Origin of the sequence: Novosphingobium resinovorum, assembly GCF_036352595.1 — a bacterium.
Lineage (GTDB): Bacteria > Pseudomonadota > Alphaproteobacteria > Sphingomonadales > Sphingomonadaceae > Novosphingobium > Novosphingobium resinovorum_B.
Genome location: NZ_JAZFAX010000022.1, coordinates 37,863 through 55,324, shown reverse-complemented (window position 1 = coordinate 55,324; position 17,462 = coordinate 37,863). Strand labels below are relative to the sequence as shown.

Genomic DNA, 17,462 nt, shown 5'->3' with positions numbered 1-17,462 from the left:
ATGAAGACCCGCTACCCATCGTCCTTTCCCGCCCCGCGAGCCGGCGCATGAGCATGGGGCTGCCGCTTGCGGGGCTCGTCGTCGTCGCCATCGAGCAGGCGGTGGCGGCGCCGTTCTGCACCTCGCGTCTTGCCGATGCGGGCGCTACGGTCATCAAGGTCGAACGCCCCGAAGGCGACTTCGCGCGCGGCTATGACGATGTCGCGAAGGGGGGTAGCAGTTATTTCGTCTGGCTCAACCGGGGCAAGCAGTCCCGCGTGATCGACATGGCGACGGCGGCCGGCAAGGTCGAACTAGCCGGGCTGATCGAGGGGGCGGACGTGCTGGTCCAGAACCTCAAGCCCGGGGCGCTGGCACGACTGGGCTTCGACCCGGCCGAATTGTGCCGCGCCAACCCGCGCCTGATTGCCTGTTCGATCAGCGGCTATGGCGAAACCGGACCGATGGCTGGCCGCAAGGCCTATGACTTGCTGGTACAGGCCGAATCGGGGCTCGCCTCGATCACCGGCGGGCCGGACGAGCCGGCGCGGGTAGGCATTTCGGTCGTCGACATCGCCACCGGGGCGACCGCGCACGCGGCGATCCTGGAGGCGCTCATCGGGCGCGGTATCGACGGGCGCGGCGCCGATATCCGCATCGCCATGTTCGATGTGATGGCCGACTGGCTGACGGTGCCGCTGCTCCATCACGAAGGCGGCAGGCCGCCCCGACGGCTCGGCCTCGCTCACCCTTCGATCGCGCCTTACGGGGTCTTTGCCACGCGTGAGGGGACGCCGCTGCTGGTATCGATCCAGAGCGACCGCGAATGGACGAAGTTCGCAGCCGAGTTCCTCGGCGATGCGGCGCTGGCGGCGGATCCACGCTTTGCCACCAACCTCGCACGTGTCGCCAACCGGGCAGAGACTGATGCGCTGGTGGCCGCGGCCTTCGCCGCGCTGGACGAAGCCGAGGCTCGCGTGCGGCTGGAGCGCGCCGACGCCGCGTTCGCGGGGGTCAGCGACATGGCGGCGCTCTCCGCGCATCCGCTGCTGCGCCGGATCGAGGTGGCGACGCCCGCCGGTCCGGTGTCCTACCCCGCGCCCGCGCCGGTGCTGATGGGTGGCGAGCGGCATTACGGCGCGGTCCCAGCGCTGGGCGAAGTACCGGCATGAGCGGTGGCTTCGCGATCCCGGTGGCACCGCTGTTCGTTCCCGCCGACCGGCCCGAGCGTTTCGCCAAGGCCGCCGCGAGCGGCGCGGATGCGGTGATCCTCGACCTCGAGGATGCGGTCCCGCCGGAGCGCAAGGCGGCGGCGCGCGCGGCGTTGGACACCGCTTTCACCAGCCTGCCGGTGATCGTGCGGGTCAATGCGCTCGACACGCCCTGGCACGCCGAGGACATGGCTGCGGTGATGCGGCTTCGCCCTGCCGCGATCATGCTGCCCAAGGCGGAGGATGTCGGCGAGGTCGCCGCCCTGGCCCGGCAACTGCCGGTGATCGCACTGGTCGAGACCGTCCGGGGTATCGCCTCGGTGCGCGACATCGCCATGCATGGGCGCGCAGCGGTTCTGGCGCTGGGGACGGTGGACTACGTTGCCGACCTCGGCTGTGCGCACACGCGCGAAGCTTTGCTGGCGGCGCGCGGCGAGGTCGTGCTCGCCTCGCGTCTCGGCGGGATCGGTGCGCCGCTCGACGGGGTCACGCTGGATGTGCGCGATGCGGCGCTTGCTCGCGAGGATGCTGCTTATGCGCGCGCGCTGGGGTTCGGCGGGAAGCTCGCGATCCATCCCGCGCAAGTGCCGCCGGTCCTGGAGGGCATGGCGCCCGAGCCACGCGAGATCGCATGGGCGCGCCGCGTGCTGGAAAGCGGAGGCGGGGCGGTCGCGGTGGACGGGGCGATGGTCGACGAACCCGTCCGCATGCGTGCCCGCGCGCTTCTGCGGCGGGCGTCCGGGGCATCGCTCGGCGAGTCGCGTTCGGTGTGACGCATTGCGGCGTGCCGTGCCGGACGCGTCTTCGTGAGGTTGCAAAATTGGCATCGAGGCGCGGAAACCTGCGGGCAAGCTTATGTTGCGATTGCGAAATCCTGACTTGCAACGCGGTTGTCCCGCACGCATCCTGACCACGGTTGATCGGCAGGCGAACAAGCCTGTTTCACGGCTCAGGATTGTGACGTTGTGATGAAACCATCGCGTCATTGATCGGGATCAGAAAGCCAATCGGGGAGCATTCGAAGTGGAAGGAGCACACATTCGTTCTATCGGCCGCGCCCTGGCCGTGCTGCGCGCGGTCAACCAGCAGGGCGCGATGTCGATGATGCAGATCGCCAATGCGGTCGGCATCCCTTATCCCACCGCCTGCCGTATCGTGCATACATTGCAGGAGGAAGGCATGCTGGAGCGGGAACCGACCCGCAAGTACTACCGCCCGACCGCGATGGTGAATGCGCTGTCGCATGGTTATCAGGATCATTCCGATCTCGTCGGCCTCGCGCGGCAGGAGCTTGAGGGGCTCACTGCCAGGCACTTCTGGCCGGTGTCGCTGACCACGCGGGTGGGGCAGCACATCCTCGTGCGCGACTGTACCCATGCGCTCTCGCCGATGGCGCTGACCAATTACCAGCCCGGCGCCAGCTTCCCGCTGGTGGAGTGCGCCTCGGGCCACGTCATGCTGGCGTTCAGCGACGAGGAGCAGCGGGCCAGCTGGCTCGACGCTTCGGAGAACTTCGACCTCGCGCCCGACCAGCACACGCTGATGCGCCTGCGTGAACCGGGCTTCGCGGCGCAAGTGCGCGAGCAGGGCTATGTGCTGCGCGGCTACAACCAGTTCACCAACACGCCGGGGCGGACTTCGTCGATCGCGGTGCCGATCTTCAGCGAGGGCGAAGTCTGCGCGGCGCTGACGCTGGTGTTCTTCTCGGTCTCGATGAAGCAGGAGACGGCGGTGGAGCGCTATGTGCCCGATCTCAAGAAGGCGGCGCAGGCGATCACCGCGAAGCTGGCCGGGCAACATGAGGCGGCGCCGGTGGCGGCGCGCGCGGCGATGGAACTGCGCGCAGGGGTGTGATCATTTAACCTTGAATCGTCATTGCGAGCGAAGCGAAGCAACCCAGGGCGGCACTACGCCGCCCTGGGTTGCTTCGCTTCGCTCGCAATGACGAAAGATGGTATAGGCGCGCGCTGACCACTGGGCGCTCCGCCGCTGGCAACGACCTTTTGCTGCCAGCGGTCCCGGTCTTTCAGATCGTGATGTGGAGCGAGCGTACTTCGGTATAGCTCAGCAGCTCGTCCAGGCATTCCTCGCCGCCGATGCCGGAGTTCTTCACACCGCCGAACGGCGCGCCGACGTAGTGCATGCGCGATCCGTTGATGTGCGTCACCCCGCTCTCGATCGCGCGGGCGGTGCGCAGCGCGGCGGAGATGTCCTGCGTCCAGACGCTGGCGGTGAGCCCGTAGGGAGTGGCGTTGGCGGTCTCGATCATCGCCGCCTCGTCGGTCCAGCCCTGCACGGTCATGACCGGGCCGAACACTTCCTCGCGCGCGATCGTGGCGCCGTCCGGCACGTCGGCGAAGAGGGTCGGCTCGACGAACCAGCCCTTGTCGAGGCCCTCGGGCACACCGCCGCCGAAGGCCACGCGCGCCTCGCCCTTGCCCGCCTCGATCATCGCCCGCACGCGGTCGCGGTGCGGGGCGGAATTGAGCGGGCCCATGTCCGAGGCCGGATCGCTGGCATCGCCGACGCGGATCGCGGCCATGCGCTCGGCAAGGCGGGCGGTGACCTTGTCCTTCAGGCTTTCATGCACCAGCACCCGCGCGGTCGAGCCGCAGCTCTGCCCGGCCCAGGCGAAGTTCATGCCGGCGATGGCGGCGTCGGCGGCCTTGTCGGCATCGGCGTCGGGGAACACCACCAAGGGGTTCTTGCCGCCGAGTTCGAGAGTGACGTGCTTGACCGTCGCTTCGGCGGCGGCGCGCTGGATCGCGAGGCCGGTGGCGACCGAGCCGGTGAAGCCGATGCGCCGCACGTCGGGATGCCGCGCGATGGCGTCGCCCACCGGCAGGCCATAGCCCGAGACGATGTTGACGACGCCCGCCGGCAGCACTTCGGCGCAAATCTCGGCGAAGATCGCGGCCGAGAGCGGGCTGGTCTCGGGCGTCTTGAGCACCACGCAGTTGCCCGCGGCCAGAGGGGCGGCGCAGCTGGCGGTGGCGAACATGAAGGGGTGGTTGAACGGCACGATCCGCCCGACGACGCCGTAGGGCACCCGCAGCGTCATGTGCATGTTCGGCGAGAGCGCGGCGAAGGTATCGCCCTTGATCTCGGAAATCAGCCCCGCGAAGTATTCGAACTGGTTGGCCGACTTGAACATGTCGTTGCCGAGGTTGCGGATGGTGTTGCCGCTGTCGGCAGCCTCGATCGCGACGACTTCCCCGGCCCGCGCGCGCACGGCGGCGGCGAGGGCGCGCAGCATGTCGCGGCGCTCCCAGATCGAGGTCTGGCCCCATGTCTTCTGCGCCTGACGCGCCGCTTCCACCGCGCGTGCGACATCCTCGGCGGTGCCCGCGGGGGCGCGGCCGATGACTTCCTCGGTGGAGGGATCGGTGCAGGTGATCCACTCGCCCGAGCCGTAAGTCAGCTCGCCGCCGATGAGCATCTGGCCAATGATCTGGGGGCGATCACCGTAACGCATTGCAGTCTTCCTTGTCAGGGCCGCGCGAGGCCGAGGTGGCCGCGCAGCGTGGTATCTTCGTAGTCCTCCCGCACGAGGCCCCGCTGGCGCAGGATCGGCGAGACTTCGTCGACGAAGGCGGCGAGGCCCTCGGACTGGACCGGGAACATCAGGTTGAACCCGTCGCAGGCACCCATGGCGGACCAGTCGTCGATCATGTCGGCAAGCTGTTCGGGCGTGCCGACGAACGAATGGTGCGCGCGCACGCGGGCCTGTCGGCGCAGGTACTCACCGAGCGTCGGGACTTCGCCGTCGGTACCGATCAGCCGCTCGGGATCGCGCATGCCGCTCAGCACGCGCGGCGCCTGGCGGATGTCGTCCATCGGCAGCGGCTTGTCCATCGCATAGCCGGAGAAGTCCATGCCGAACTGGTCGCCCAGCATCGCCAGCTGGATGCGCGGGTGGAGCAGTTCGAGATAGCGCGCCTCGTTGGCCTTCGCCTCCGCCTCGGTGCCGCCGAGGATCGGGGCGATGCCGGGCATGATCCGCACGCCCGCCGGATCGCGGCCGACGGCGGCGAGCATGCCGCGCAGTTCGTTGCGAAAGGCGACCGCCTTGTCGCGGTCGGAGGCGATGGTGAACATGACCTCGGCGATGCGTGCGGCGAAGTCCTTGCCCGCAGGCGACATGCCCGCCTGCACGCGCACCGGCTCGCCCTGCGGCAGTTCGGGAAGCGATTGCCAGAACTCGCGCACTTGCCCGACATAGCCGGTGGCGCGTTCGTAGCGCTCCTCCTTGCCGGGGTGCTCGCGGGTGGAGAAGTTCGCCGCCGCGCGGTCGGCGCCGGTGGTGACGATGTTCCAGCCCCCGCGCCCGCCGCTCAGCCGGTCGATGGTGGCGAGTTTCAGCGCGGTGGCGCGCGGGTCGGTGTAAGTGGTCGAGTAGGTGCCGACGAAGCCGATCTTCTCGGTTACCGCCGCCAGCGCGGGGATCAGCACGAAGGGGTCGAGCGTCGGGAACGCCAGCGCGCCTTCGTGGCGGCCGTTCAACTCGTAGGAATAGAGGATTTCGGCAAAGAAGATCATGTCGAGCTTGCCGCGCTCGGCGGTGAGCGCGAGGTCGCGGTAATAATCGAGCAAAGTCAGGTCGGCGCCGGGCGTTTCGGACGAGCGCCAGGAACCGACATTGTGGCCGTGCCCCATCAGGAACAGGCCGAGGGCAATGTTGCGCTGACTCATCAGTCCTGCCCCAGCCCGACTGGGAATGGCGCTTCGAGCGCGGCGGCGGCGGGCAGGGGCGGCGGCGGCAGTTGCTCCAGCCCGACTTCCCAGCAGGTGCCTTCGTGGAGGATCAGGTCGGCCGCCCTGGCGATGGCGCCCTCGTCGGCAAAGGCGACCAGGGGCACGCTGCCCTGCGGCGGGCGGGGCACGTTGAGCGGGCCTTCGACCTGGAACCACGCGCCTTCGTGGGCGATCGCGCGCACCCGGTCGGGGTTGGAAAGGACACCGCCCTCGACATCGGCGACGAGCGCGTCGGCATCCCAGCTGGTCAGCAGCTTGCGCACCGTCTCGATCAGTTCGAGGCTGCGTTCGGGGTTCGATCCCGGCGCGATCCGCCACGCGGCGCGGCCCTTGCTCATGAAGTCGAGCGTGGCGAGGCCGCGTGCCAGCGTGAAGGGCTCGACGGTGTCGGCCTCGACGACCGCGCACAGGCCGATGCGATTGGTGCGCGCGGCGCAGAACGCGGCCATGGCGAGGCCGTCGAGCGGGTCGGCGCGGTCGCAGTTGCCGACGAGGACCAGCGGCCAGCCGGCGCCGTCGAACTGCTCGATCGTCTCGATCCAGCGCTGGAGCGTGGCACTGCGCAAGTCGGCGGGAACGACCACGGTGCGGGCAGGCGAATTCATGGCTTTCAATTCTCCCAGCGCGCGGGCGATAGGCCCGGCGCGGCGATATCGACGGCCTGGCGCTTGGTGTCGAATTCCCACGCGAAATCGGTGCGGTTGCGGTCCGCGACCATCGGCATCAGTTCTTCGGGTACATGCTTCAGTTGCTCGGGCGTCCAGTTGGGCACCGGGCCGTAAGGCCGCGCCCAGGCGGGGCGGTAGTCGATCTCGATCATTCCGCGCGTCTGCTCGGTGGTGTTCGGGCCGACGCCGTGGAACAGCCGCGTCGCGAAGACGAAGGCGTCCCCGGCCTTCAGCGGCAGGGTCACCGCATCAGGGTGGTCCTTGTAGCGGCGATAGGGCTGCGCGTCCGAATGCCAGCAGATGTGCGAGCGCGGGATGATCTTGAGCGCCGAGCGGTCGGTGCCGGTATCGTCGAGGTAATAGAGCACGCGCAGCCGCAGCGGACAGCTTTCCAGCCACTGCGAATAAGTCGAGCCGAAGGGCTGGAAGTCGGTGTGGTATTCCAACTCCGGCGCGCCCGGATGGCTGAGGATGTAGAAGCTGTGCATGAATACCAGATCGTCGCCCATCAGTTCGCGGGCGAAGGGCAGCACCCTGGGGTTGCCGATCAGCCTGGCCGTCTCCGGACCGTGCGTATGCGGCGGAACTTGCGCGAAGGCGGGCTTGTCGGTGAAGAACGAGGGCCGCATCGGCAGCGTCTCGTACTCGGCCTTGAGCGCGGCGATCTCTTCGGGCGACAGCGCCCCGCCGATGACCACGAAGCCTTCGGTCTCCAGTTGCCGGATGCGCTCCGGCCCGGTCATGGCGAGGCAGGCGTCACGCAAGGGCGAGGGCGCGTCGAGCGTGGTCATGGGATGGAGTTCGCCTTGTTGAAGCCTTCGATCATCGCAGTCTTGAGCAGATAGGCGCGCGCCGCAACCGGATCGCCGGCAAGGCGGCGGAAATTCGCGCGCTCGGCGGCGGCGGCCTCGGCGTCGCTTTGTTCGAGCGATTCCTTGTTGGCGATCGTCATCGACTGCAGCACCGCCTGCGCGGCGAAGCGGCGCTGGCGGTCGTAGCGGTCGAGCGGGGCGTCCTCGCCCGTCTCGTGCCACTCGGCCAGCGAACGGGCGAGGTTCTCGGCGTCGTGGATGCCGAAGTTCATGCCCATGCCTCCGAGCGGATTGTTGAGATGCGCCGCATCGCCCGCCAGCAGGATGCGCCCGTCGCGGAAGGACGAGGCGACGCGCTGGTTCACCGTGTAGAGGTTGGTGTGGACGACGTCGAAGTCGCGGCCCGCGCCGATGAAGGCTTCCATGCGGGCGCGGCAGTTGGCGAAATCGGTCAGTTCGGCCTCGTCCTCCTCCGGCTTCGTCGGGAACACGGTGCGCCACAGGCCGGGCGGGCCTTCGGCGGGCACCTTGAACACCGCGCACCATTCCTTCGGGTCCGAGACGTAGTTGGAGAAGGCGTAGCCCTCGGCCTCGAAATCGAAGTCGGTGGTGATGACGAGGAAGCGTTCGGCGTAAGTGAACCCCTCGAAGGCGAAGTCGCGCGACTTGCGCACGATCGACCGGCCGCCGTCGGCGCCGACGAGCCACTGGGCCGTGTAGCTGCCCTTGTCGGTGGTGACGGTGACGCCGCTCTCGTCCTGGTCCAGTGCGGTGATCTCCTCGCCCTGACGCAATTCGAACAGCGGATTGCCCGCCAGCTTGCGGCGGATGATGTTGACCAGCTTGTGCTGTTCGCACTGCAGGCGGAACGGGAAAGTGGTGTCGTTCTCCAGCACGCCAAGGTCGAATTCGGCGACGAGACCTTCCTTGCGGTCGCGGCGCTGCCATTTTGCGGCGACGATGCCTTCGTCCATGAGCATCTGGGTGACGCCCGAGGGCGCCAGCATCTCCAGCGTCGGTGGGTGGAAGGTGGCGGCGCGGGGGTCGGTGGCGTCGCCGGTGGAGCGTTCGATGACGAGCACGGGAATGCCGTGGCGCTCGACGAGGAACAGGGCGGCGCACATGCCCGACGGGCCGGCGCCCGCGATGATGACGGTAGGGCGGGTCATGTCAGAACTCTTCGAGCAGGCGGCCGTAGCCGTGGAACTTGTCCTCGATCCCCATCCGGCGCAGCGCGTTCCAGTAGGTGAGGGCATTCATCGAGAGGACCGGCTTGCCGAGCCAACGTTCGGCCTCGGCGGAGACGGCCATGCCGGCGAGGTTGGTGCCGACCTGGACGATCGCGTCGACGTCGTCGCCGTCGAGTTCGCGATAGGCTTCGCGCACTTCGGCTTCGGTGGTGTGGGCGATCATGCGCGGGGTCGGGCACTTGAGGCCCTTGAGCCGCACTACGGTGTGCCCCGCTTCCTCGAGGTAGTCGGACACCACCTTGTCGCCGCGCGGCTGATGCGGGGTGAGCACCGCGATACGCTTCACCTTGAAGCAGGCGAGCGCGGCGAGCAGGCTTTCCGAGCCCATCGACACGCCCACTCCAGCGCGTTCCTCCAGCGAGAGGCGCAGCTCCTCGGCCTTGGCGACGCCGCCCCAGAAGGCTTCGAGCGCCACGCCCATGATGAGATGGTTCGGCGCGCAGGTCATCACCTGATCCACAGCCGGACCGATCCCGGAACGCATCGCCTCGACATGCTCGGCGAAGGCGTCCTCGGACGTGATCTTGCGTTCGGGGATCGAGATCCGCGCGATCTGGTTGGTTACGCCGCGCGGCCTCAGGGCCTCGCACTCGGGCTGGACCGAAGTGTTCGTCGACGGCATCACGATGCCGACGATGCCCCGCCAGCCAAGACAATCTACCATGCTTTCCCCCGTAGCGGATGGCCTCTGGTAATGGCCGGGCGGCGGGGGCACTGCCTCAGTCGATTGGATTATGCCCGCTAGCCGAATAGGTACCCGGCGCCCCCGCGAAGGGGGCCTCGGCCGATACGCCGGCAAGGTTGATGGTCAGGCAGATGGTGGTGAAGAAGCCGATCAGGCCGACCAGTTCGACCAGCGCCTGCTCTCCCAGTGCGGCGAGCGCATCGGCATGGAGCGAATCGTCGATGCCGCCTTCGCGCAGCAGGGCGCGGGTGACGGCGAGGGCGGCGGCGCGGCGGCCGTCAAGGTCTTCGGCTTGCGCTTCGCCGGCGAGCGCGGCGATGGTCGCCTCGTCCAGCCCGGCCTTCAGCGCGAGGCCGCGATGGCTGGCGAAGGCGGAGGTGCAGCGCCAGTGCCGCGCCGTCGCCAGCATCGCCACCTCGCGCAAGGGCGCATCCAGCAGCGAATGCTGCGCGAGGTGGATGCGCACATGCTGCAGCGCTTCCCACAACAGCGGCGCGCGCAGGAACGCGGGGTAGGGGCCGGTGTGCGAGGCCTTCGCGCTCATCCGGCGCTGGTCTTCGTTCAGGGCGGCGTCGGGGATCGGGGGGAAGCGGGTCACGCCAGGGTCTCCAGGAAAGCGAGGGTCAGGTCTGCCGCCTCTTGCGGGGCATCGGCAAGCAGCAGGTGGCCGGTATCGGGGATGACGGTGCAACCCCGGCAGCCCGGCAGCAGGGCGGCGCAGGCCTCGGCCATGGCGGCGGGCAGGTAGGTCGAGCCATCGGACCACAGCACCCGCGTCGGCACCGCGACCTGCGGCAGGGTGCGCGCGAACAGCGCGGGATCGAACAGGCGCAGGCGCTCGGCCGCTTCCCCGGCGCGGCCGGGCAGTTCGCCATAGGCGTGGGCGCCCGGCGCGAACAGCGCGGGATCGGCACGGTGCAGCAGCGGGCGCAGGCGCTCCTCGTACCAGCCCGGCGCGCCTTCGGGCTGCGTCGTCGGCACCGGCTTCGCCGCGGCGGCCCGGTCGCGCGGCATGCCGCTGCTGGTGGCGAGGACGAGGCCGCGCAGCCCTGCCGCGGGATCGGCCGCCAGCAGCGCCGCCGGAATGCCGCTGTGCGACTGGCCGAGCACCACGCAGCCCGCCAGCCCGGCATGGGCTAGGAACGCCCGCACCAGCCGCGCGTAGCCCTGGGCGGAATGGGCGCCGTCCGGCCCGAACGGTCCGCTCAGCCCGTGCCCCGGCAGGTCGAGCCGTACCACGCGGGTATGATGCGCCAGCGGCGCGGCGAAGGCGGCGAAATGCTCGGCCCCCAACCATTGCGCGCTGAGCATCAAGATCGGTGGCAGGCGCATCTGGCGTCCTTCGTCGATCCAGTGCACATCGGTGCGATCGACGGTGGCGAGGCGGGACGCAGCGCTTGCACGCCGGCGTCGCAGGGTCGTGATCGTTGGCTCTTCCATGACGGATCTTTTCCTGTGGCGCTGCGGGCTGGAGCGGCGTTACCGGCCACGCAGGGGCGCGCGAAGCGCTGCCGCCGCCGTTTGATCGGCAAGCGAACAGGAATCGATCCCGAGTAGTCGTTTCGCCCGCAAGTGACAGTCTCGACCACAAGACGAGCAGGGGCCGCACGGGACAACCGCGCGGAACACCGGCCGCAGGAGGCAGAAGCAGGTTCAGGCGAATACAGAGGGGTAAGCGCCATGCGCAAGTCAGGGATTTCACTCGTACTTCAGTCCACCGTCGCGCTGGCCGCGATGCTTATGGCGTCGCAGGCCGCCGCCGAGACCGCCGCGGCGCCGGCCGATGACAGCGCCGCCGTCGATGCCGGCGGGGTCATCATGGTCACCGCGCGCAAGCGGCAGGAATCGCTGCAGGACGTGCCGATCGCGATCAGCGCGATCTCGGCCGAGAAGATCGAGCGCCAGGGCATCAACAGTGTCCAGGGCATCATCAAGCAGCAGCCCAGCCTTCAGTTCGACAAGGGCTTCTCGCCGCAGGACAACCGCATCTCGATCCGTGGCCTGCCGGGCAACTCGGGCCGTCCGGCGGTCGCCATCCTGATCGACGGCATCGACTATACCACAGAGTCCCTGGCGACGTCGGGCGGCGGCAACCTGATGGACCTGCGCCTGTTCGACTTCGAGCGCATCGAGGTGGTCAAGGGCCCGCAGTCCGCGCTTTACGGCCGTTCGGCCTTCGGCGGCGCGATCAACTACGTGCCCAAGGAGCCGGGTGACGAGTTCGGCGGCTCGGCCGGCGGCGAACTCGGCCTCTATGGCCGCGCCGAGGCGAAGGCGGCGCTCAACCTGCCGATCAACGAGACGCTGGCGATGCGCGTCAACGGCGTCTACACGCGCGATGGCGGCTATTATCGCAACTCGGTGACCGGCAACAAGCTCGGTGGCTACGAGGCCTGGGGCGGCTCGGTCGCGGTCAAGTGGCAGCCCAACGATGCCGGCAAGGTGATCGCCCGCCTGACGTACAGCAACGACCACGAGGAACAGCGCGCGGCCAAGTACTACGGCCTCGCCAACGGCCTCTCGACCCAACTGGCGACACCAGCGGACGTGGTCGGCCAGAAGATCGGCACCTCGACGATCCCGGCCTCGGTCTACGGCTATCGCAAGGGCTACGTCGAGAACGAGGACGTGCCGATCGCCTTCAGCGCCGATCCCAGCGATCCGACCGGCAAGTCCGATTATCCCGGCGCGCGCACCAAGAACCTGTTCGCCTCGATCCACGGCGAATACGACCTCGGCTTCGCGGACCTGTCGACGTGGACCGGCTATACCCGGTCGACCGGCACCACCAAGGCCGACGTCGACTACTTCGGCCGCGCCCTGACGCAAGTGAGCTATCCGGCGCCGGGCGGCCTCGGCGAATATTCGTCGGACGGCCACAACGGCTTCTGGCAGTTCGACATCAGCACCAAGACCGCCCAGATCAACCAGGAAGTGCGCCTCTCCAGCATGGACGGCGGGCCGCTGCGCTGGGCCGTGGGCGGTCTCTACTGGTGGGAGAAGGTGGAGCAGCTTGACCGCCGCATCGTCAGCTATGGCCTGGGCATCAATGCATCGGCCTGGCTGAACCTTGCGCAGCAGGGCGGCAGTTCGCCGATCGCCGATACGGTGGGCCGCACGTCGGAGCACATCTCCGGCTATGGCCTCGTCGAATACGACATCCTGCCGACCCTGACCGCCAGCGTCGAGGGCCGCTACGCCAAGGAGAGCTACGACTACCTGTTCGGTCGCAGCGTCGCGATCGGCAGCGGCGACTTCACGCAAGGCACGTTGCCGATCGTGTTCGGCGGCTCGCGCGGGACGGCGTCCGCCTCCACCACCTACTTCGCGCCGCGCGGCATCCTCAGCTGGAAGCCCAGCCGCGACATGATGTTCTACGCATCGGCCGGGCGCGGTGTGAAGCCGGGCGGCATCTCGCAGGCGGGGACGGTGGACATCGACCTCGGCACCTACAAGCCGGAGCGCGTGTCGAACTACGAAGTGGGCGCGAAGTTCACGTTCCTCAACGGCCGGGGCTACCTGAACCTCGCCGGGTTCCACATGGACTATTCCAACAAGCAGGCGTCCACGCTGGTGCCGGTGGACACCTCGATCAGTTCGCAGGGTGCGCTCAGCGTCACTACCAATGCGGGCAAGGCGACCATCGACGGGCTCGAGGCGGAATTCGGGATCGAGCCGGTCCACGGGCTGACGATCTCGGGCGGCTACACCTACCTCGACGCGCAGTACAAGGACTTCGTCTACAACACGACGTCCACCTTCGATCCGGCGCGCACCGGCACCTGCACGATCATGACGGTGGGCTCCACCCAGGTCTGCCAGATCGACTTGTCGGGCAACGGCATCGAGGGCGCCTCGAAGCACAGCGGCAACATCACCGCCAACTACTCGATGGAGGTCAGCGACACCGCGAAGGCCTTCGTCGAGGCGACCACGACCTATCGCGGCAAGCGCTGGTCGGACCCGTACAACGCCTGGAAGCTGCATTCCTACGCGCTGGTGGACGTCAAGGCGGGCATCACCTCGGACACCTACAACGTGACGTTCTACGTCGACAACGTGTTCGACAACCGCACCATCCAGTCGGCGATGTCGCTGCTGGACGTGGCGGCGGGCAGCTTCGGGCCGCTCAACATGGTCGCCTACATGCCCGAGCCGCGCCGCGCGGGCGTGCGCTTCAGCTACAACTTCTGATGGCACGGCGCCATTTCGGCAAGATCGGCGCGGCGCTGGCCTTCGGGCTGGTCGCCGCGTCGGCTTCGGCGTCGGCGCAGGACGGCAGCGTACGGTCGGAGGGCGGGACGATCCCGTTCTCCAGCCATGCCTCGCCCGAGGCCCGCGCGGCCTTCGTGGCGCGCCAGTCCGAGCATGGCGTCGATCAGGCGCGCGACCCGATCGACACGGTGCGCGCCTATTACGAGGCGCGCGACCGGGCGACGCTGGCGAAGATGGCCGCGCGCTACCGTGTCGACGTGCGCCGCGAGACGATGGGCGGGGTCGAGGTCCAGGTGGTCACGCCCCGGGGCGGGGTGGCGGCGGCGAACCGGCGGCGGGTGCTCGTCAACGTCCATGGCGGCTCGTTCCTGTTCGGCTGGCCGAGCGGGGCGCTGGTCGAATCCGTACCCATCGCGGCGACCGGCGGCTTCACCGTCGTCACCGTCAACTACCGCATGGCGCCTGAGCACAAGTTTCCCGCCGGCAGCGAGGACGTGACGGCGGTGTACCGCGCGTTGCTCAAGACCTATCCGGCCAGGGGCATCGGCATCTACGGCTGCTCCGCCGGAGGTGTCCTGACCGGCGAGGCGGTGGCGTGGATCGACCATGCGGGGCTGCCGATGCCCGGCGCGATCGGCACGTTCTGCGGCTCGATCGAAGGGACCGGCGGCGACAGCCAGTACACCGGCTCGATGCTGAACGGCTATCCGCTGCCCACGGTGGTCAAGCCGATGACCCAGTCGGGCAACGGCTATCTCGAAGGGCAGTCGGACGCCGATCCGCTGGTGATCCCGGCGCGCTCGTCCGACCTGCTCAGGCGGTTCCCGCCGACGCTGCTCATCACCAGCACCCGCGACTTCGCGCTCAGCAACACGATCACCGCGCACCGCGACCTCGTGAAGGCCGGCGTCGATGCCGACCTGCACGTCTGGGACGGGCTGTGGCATGCGTTCTTCACCGATCCGGACCTGCCGGAATCGCGCGATGCCTATGACGTGATCGCGCATTTCTTCGCGACGCGGCTGGCCCCCTGAACTGACGGCCTGATGGGCCAACCGATTGGAAGTGACCGTCCCGGCATGCGCCGGGACGGTGCCGGGCATCAGCGCAAGTCCATCACATGATGCGCATCGAGGCTCGACTTGAGATCCTCGAACGTCACCATCTGCAGCCGGGGATCCTGCTTGCGCGCCTCGCCGGCGTCGGTGGCGGTGATGACGTTGACGACGGTGGCCTTGCCGCTCGCCAGCGCGCCGGCGATGGCGGGGGCGAGTTGGGCCAGGCTCTCCACCTTCACCCCGTCCGCCCCGAACCCCTGCGCCACGATATGATAGTCGAGCTGCCCCAGCACGCAGTTCACCGTGGTCCCGAGCCGGGTGAGCAGGGCATTGCGCTCGGTCCCCCAGTTGCCGTCGTTGGAGATCACGCACGTCAGCGGCAGGCCGTCGACGACGGCGGCGTTGAACTCCGACGGGTAGAAGCCGAAGGAACCGTCGCCGGTCACCAGCACCACCGGGCGCGGCGGCGTGCCGGTATCCTCGGCCTGCTGCCGCGCACCCGCGGCGGCACCGACCGCGAGCGGGGTGCCGATGCCCATCGAGCCGAGCGGATAGTGGTCGATGTAGCACCGCTCCGAACGCATGCGCATCAGCGAGGACATCCAGTTGTAGACGTCGGCCCCGTCGGCCACGAAGATCGTCTCGGGCGGCAACTGGTCCATCAGCGTGCGCGCGATCGCAAGGGGATGGACCGGCGCGCCAGGATCGCGGCCCAGTTCGTCGAGGCGGGCGAGGCGTTCGGCCAGTGCCTTGCCGACCCACGCGCGCGCGAACGGCTGGCGCCCGCCGGCGCGCAGCGCCTCGACCAGCATCTCCACGCCGAGGCGGGCATCGCCCTGGATCGGAATTTCGACCGTGCGGGTGCGGCCGATCTCGCCGCCGTCGATGTCGATCTGCGCGAAGACGGCGCTTTCGGCGAAGCGCGGGGCCATGCCGAAGCCGATGCGCTGCTGCAGGCGGATGCCCACCGCGATGACGAGGTCGGCATGCTTGGCGGCCACCTGCGACAGCGCCCAGGGATAGCCGTGGTCCATGTCCTCGGCCACCAGCCCGCGTCCCAGCGCATGGCCGAACACCGGCAGGCCGAATTCGTGCGAGAGCGTGCGCAGCGCCTCTCCCGCGCCCGACAGCGCGGCACCGGCGCCGGCCAGCACCAGCGGCCGTTCGGCCTTGCCGATCGCCTCGGCGAGCGCGGCGATGCCTTCGGCGGCGGGCTGGGGCGGGATCGGCCGCAGCTTGCGGCTGCGCACGGCGGCGCCGTCCTTGAGCGGCTGGCCCTGGATATGCGTCGGGATGCCGAGCACGGCGACGCCGGGGCGGCCCGAAGTCGCCTGATGGAACGCGGCGTTGAGGAATTCCTCCAGCCGGTTGACGTCGGTGACGGTGCGCGCCCACTTTACGAAGGGCTTCACCATGTCGAGCCCGTCGTTGGTCTCTTCCGACATCGATTCGCTGCTGCCCTCGTTGACCGAGGCGAGCAGCACCACCGGCGAGCAGGCGAGCTGCGCGGTGCGGATGCCGCCAAGTGCGTTGGGCAGCCCCTGGTGGCCGGCGATCATGGCGACGCCGGGCAGCCCGGTGACCCGGGCAAAGCCATCCGCACCCGCGACCGTCGCGTTCTCGTGACGGCTGGGAACGATGTGGAAGTCGGTCTGCTCCAGATCGCGCAGCAGCGGCGCGTGGGCGGCGCCGGCAAGGCAGAACACGGTGCGCAGGCCCTGCTGGCGGAAGACCTCGATCATCGCCTGTCCGCCGGTCATGGTCGCGGCGGGGCTCGCGGCGGGGGAGTTCGTCATGTCGTTCATCTTTTCCGTTCTCGAAATCAGGCGGCGGTGCTGGGCATCAGCCCGGAGAAATCGCCCTCGCGCGCGTCGAGGGTCTGGCCGAGCATGTCTTCGGCCCGCCCGGCATTGCGCGGGGCGAGGAAGCGCCGGGCGCTGTCGGGCGCCTTGGCAAGCTGCTCGTCGGTCCATTCCTTCACCGGCCCGGCGCAGCGCGCCCACAGCGGGCGATAGGCGAATTCCAGCATGCCGCGTCCCTCGTCGCCAAGGTGCGGGTGGGTGCCGTGGAAGGCCTTGACGTTGAACACGATCGCATCGCCTGCCTTCAGCGTGATCGTCTTCATGTCGGCATGATGGTTGTAGCGCACATAAGGGTTGGCGACCTCGTGGATCGCGAGGTGCGAGCGCGGGACGATGGTGAACGGCGCCTTGTCCAGCGTCAGGTCGTCCAGATAGATCAGCACGCGCAGCGTCGCCGGGCTGCTTTCCTCCCAGCCCTTCGCCTCGGAACCGTATGGCTGGTAGTCCGAATGCAGCGCCAGCCCCGGCACGCCGGGGCCGCTGGTGATGTAGTGGCCCAGCATGAACACCACGTCCTTGCCCAGCGCCTTTTCCAGCAGCGGAGTGAGGCGCGGGTTGCCGATCATCCCGGCGAAGGCCGGGCTGTGCCACTGCGGCGGTTCCTTGGCGAACTTCTGGTGCTCGGAATAGGGCGCCACGTTCATCGGCAGGTCGGCCAGTTCGGCGCGCACGGTGTCGATCTCCACCGGTGAGATCAGGCCGGGCACGACGACGTAGCCCTCGACGGCAAGGTGCTCGTCCTGCCGCGCGAGATCGAGCGCGGACCAATCGGTTTCGACGACGCGGACGGGACCGCGCGTGGTGTAGTCAATCATCGCCGACTCCCCTGGCAGGCTGTGTCCCGCCTGAAAGACCGCAAACCGCCGCGTTCCGGAATTCCCCCCGGACGCCCTATTCGTCAAGCGAGCATGACCGCGCCGCCCCCTGCGCAGCGGCACCGTCCGGCGCGAGAAGGCAGGCAAAGACG

15 protein-coding genes are annotated in these 17,462 nt (G+C 68.8%); 5 read left to right on the top strand and 10 right to left on the bottom strand.

The features are described 5' to 3' along the window. The first annotated feature begins 47 nt into the window (after positions 1 to 47). The 3 genes from V2S85_RS18695 (at position 48) to V2S85_RS18685 (ending at position 3,044) form a co-directional block, all read left to right on the top strand. A complete protein-coding gene (locus V2S85_RS18695) occupies positions 48 to 1,151 on the top strand; it encodes a CaiB/BaiF CoA-transferase family protein (RefSeq protein WP_330704355.1) in 1,104 nt (367 codons plus the stop codon). Continuing rightward, on the top strand, positions 1,148 to 1,963 hold the full coding sequence (locus tag V2S85_RS18690) for a CoA ester lyase (RefSeq protein ID WP_330704354.1): 816 nt from the start codon (positions 1,148 to 1,150) through the stop codon (positions 1,961 to 1,963). Before V2S85_RS18695 ends, V2S85_RS18690 begins: the two co-directional genes overlap by 4 nt. Before the next feature lie 250 nt (positions 1,964 to 2,213). Beyond that, positions 2,214 to 3,044: an IclR family transcriptional regulator gene (locus V2S85_RS18685; protein ID WP_330704353.1), complete on the top strand. Its 831-nt coding sequence runs from the start codon at positions 2,214 to 2,216 to the stop codon at positions 3,042 to 3,044. Between the two features lie 172 nt (positions 3,045 to 3,216). On the opposite strand, the gene V2S85_RS18680 is transcribed toward V2S85_RS18685, so the two are convergent. The 8 genes from V2S85_RS18680 to V2S85_RS18645 are packed head-to-tail and all read right to left on the bottom strand — an operon-like array spanning position 3,217 to position 10,800. Continuing rightward, the gene (locus V2S85_RS18680; protein ID WP_330704352.1) at positions 3,217 to 4,665 is read right to left on the bottom strand and encodes an aldehyde dehydrogenase family protein; all 1,449 of its coding nucleotides are present in this window, start codon (positions 4,663 to 4,665) and stop codon (positions 3,217 to 3,219) included. A 14-nt stretch (positions 4,666 to 4,679) separates the two neighbouring features. Continuing rightward, on the bottom strand, positions 4,680 to 5,882 hold the full coding sequence (locus V2S85_RS18675; protein ID WP_330704351.1) for an LLM class flavin-dependent oxidoreductase: 1,203 nt from the start codon (positions 5,880 to 5,882) through the stop codon (positions 4,680 to 4,682). Beyond that, complete coding sequence (locus V2S85_RS18670; RefSeq protein ID WP_330704350.1) at positions 5,882 to 6,550, bottom strand: LLM class flavin-dependent oxidoreductase; 669 nt, start codon at positions 6,548 to 6,550, stop codon at positions 5,882 to 5,884. The genes V2S85_RS18675 and V2S85_RS18670 overlap by 1 nt, the downstream gene beginning before the upstream one ends. 5 nt (positions 6,551 to 6,555) lie before the next feature. Beyond that, positions 6,556 to 7,404: a phytanoyl-CoA dioxygenase family protein gene (locus tag V2S85_RS18665; RefSeq protein WP_330704349.1), complete on the bottom strand. Its 849-nt coding sequence runs from the start codon at positions 7,402 to 7,404 to the stop codon at positions 6,556 to 6,558. After that, positions 7,401 to 8,594 (bottom strand): NAD(P)/FAD-dependent oxidoreductase, encoded by a 1,194-nt coding sequence (locus V2S85_RS18660; protein ID WP_330704348.1) that lies wholly within the window; start codon positions 8,592 to 8,594, stop codon positions 7,401 to 7,403. Before V2S85_RS18660 ends, V2S85_RS18665 begins: the two co-directional genes overlap by 4 nt. A 1-nt stretch (position 8,595) precedes the next feature. Further along, the gene (locus V2S85_RS18655) at positions 8,596 to 9,339 is read right to left on the bottom strand and encodes an arylmalonate decarboxylase (RefSeq protein ID WP_330704347.1); all 744 of its coding nucleotides are present in this window, start codon (positions 9,337 to 9,339) and stop codon (positions 8,596 to 8,598) included. 55 nt (positions 9,340 to 9,394) lie between these two features. After that, positions 9,395 to 9,958 (bottom strand): hypothetical protein, encoded by a 564-nt coding sequence (locus tag V2S85_RS18650; protein ID WP_330704346.1) that lies wholly within the window; start codon positions 9,956 to 9,958, stop codon positions 9,395 to 9,397. Continuing rightward, positions 9,955 to 10,800: an alpha/beta hydrolase gene (locus V2S85_RS18645; protein ID WP_330704345.1), complete on the bottom strand. Its 846-nt coding sequence runs from the start codon at positions 10,798 to 10,800 to the stop codon at positions 9,955 to 9,957. Before V2S85_RS18645 ends, V2S85_RS18650 begins: the two co-directional genes overlap by 4 nt. A gap of 240 nt (positions 10,801 to 11,040) precedes the next feature. On the opposite strand from V2S85_RS18645, the gene V2S85_RS18640 reads away from it, so the two are divergent. Both V2S85_RS18640 and V2S85_RS18635 read left to right on the top strand, forming a co-directional pair. Then, entirely contained in the window at positions 11,041 to 13,554 is a 2,514-nt protein-coding gene (locus V2S85_RS18640) for a TonB-dependent receptor (protein WP_330704344.1), read from the top strand. Next, positions 13,554 to 14,609, top strand: a complete 1,056-nt coding sequence (locus tag V2S85_RS18635) for an alpha/beta hydrolase (protein ID WP_330704343.1) — start codon at positions 13,554 to 13,556, stop codon at positions 14,607 to 14,609. The genes V2S85_RS18640 and V2S85_RS18635 overlap by 1 nt, the downstream gene beginning before the upstream one ends. Positions 14,610 to 14,677: 68 nt before the next feature. Here the strand turns inward: V2S85_RS18635 and V2S85_RS18630 are convergent, their stop codons facing one another. Next, the gene (locus V2S85_RS18630; RefSeq protein ID WP_330704342.1) at positions 14,678 to 16,429 is read right to left on the bottom strand and encodes a thiamine pyrophosphate-binding protein; all 1,752 of its coding nucleotides are present in this window, start codon (positions 16,427 to 16,429) and stop codon (positions 14,678 to 14,680) included. Positions 16,430 to 16,455: 26 nt separating this feature from the next. Then, positions 16,456 to 17,310: a phytanoyl-CoA dioxygenase family protein gene (locus V2S85_RS18625; RefSeq protein ID WP_330704341.1), complete on the bottom strand. Its 855-nt coding sequence runs from the start codon at positions 17,308 to 17,310 to the stop codon at positions 16,456 to 16,458. Positions 17,311 to 17,462: the final 152 nt, after the last annotated feature.

What these genes read in the sequence shown, in the direction of transcription:
- V2S85_RS18695 (WP_330704355.1), top strand. Translation starts at nt 48, where the DNA reads ATGAGCATGGGGCTGCCGCTTGCGGGGCTCGTCGTCGTCGCCATCGAG.
- V2S85_RS18690 (WP_330704354.1), top strand. Translation starts at nt 1,148, where the DNA reads ATGAGCGGTGGCTTCGCGATCCCGGTGGCACCGCTGTTCGTTCCCGCC.
- V2S85_RS18680 (WP_330704352.1), bottom strand. Translation starts at nt 4,665, where the DNA reads ATGCGTTACGGTGATCGCCCCCAGATCATTGGCCAGATGCTCATCGGC.
- V2S85_RS18675 (WP_330704351.1), bottom strand. Translation starts at nt 5,882, where the DNA reads ATGAGTCAGCGCAACATTGCCCTCGGCCTGTTCCTGATGGGGCACGGC.
- V2S85_RS18670 (WP_330704350.1), bottom strand. Translation starts at nt 6,550, where the DNA reads ATGAATTCGCCTGCCCGCACCGTGGTCGTTCCCGCCGACTTGCGCAGT.
- V2S85_RS18665 (WP_330704349.1), bottom strand. Translation starts at nt 7,404, where the DNA reads ATGACCACGCTCGACGCGCCCTCGCCCTTGCGTGACGCCTGCCTCGCC.
- V2S85_RS18660 (WP_330704348.1), bottom strand. Translation starts at nt 8,594, where the DNA reads ATGACCCGCCCTACCGTCATCATCGCGGGCGCCGGCCCGTCGGGCATG.
- V2S85_RS18655 (WP_330704347.1), bottom strand. Translation starts at nt 9,339, where the DNA reads ATGGTAGATTGTCTTGGCTGGCGGGGCATCGTCGGCATCGTGATGCCG.
- V2S85_RS18645 (WP_330704345.1), bottom strand. Translation starts at nt 10,800, where the DNA reads ATGGAAGAGCCAACGATCACGACCCTGCGACGCCGGCGTGCAAGCGCT.
- V2S85_RS18640 (WP_330704344.1), top strand. Translation starts at nt 11,041, where the DNA reads ATGCGCAAGTCAGGGATTTCACTCGTACTTCAGTCCACCGTCGCGCTG.
- V2S85_RS18635 (WP_330704343.1), top strand. Translation starts at nt 13,554, where the DNA reads ATGGCACGGCGCCATTTCGGCAAGATCGGCGCGGCGCTGGCCTTCGGG.
- V2S85_RS18630 (WP_330704342.1), bottom strand. Translation starts at nt 16,429, where the DNA reads ATGACGAACTCCCCCGCCGCGAGCCCCGCCGCGACCATGACCGGCGGA.
- V2S85_RS18625 (WP_330704341.1), bottom strand. Translation starts at nt 17,310, where the DNA reads ATGATTGACTACACCACGCGCGGTCCCGTCCGCGTCGTCGAAACCGAT.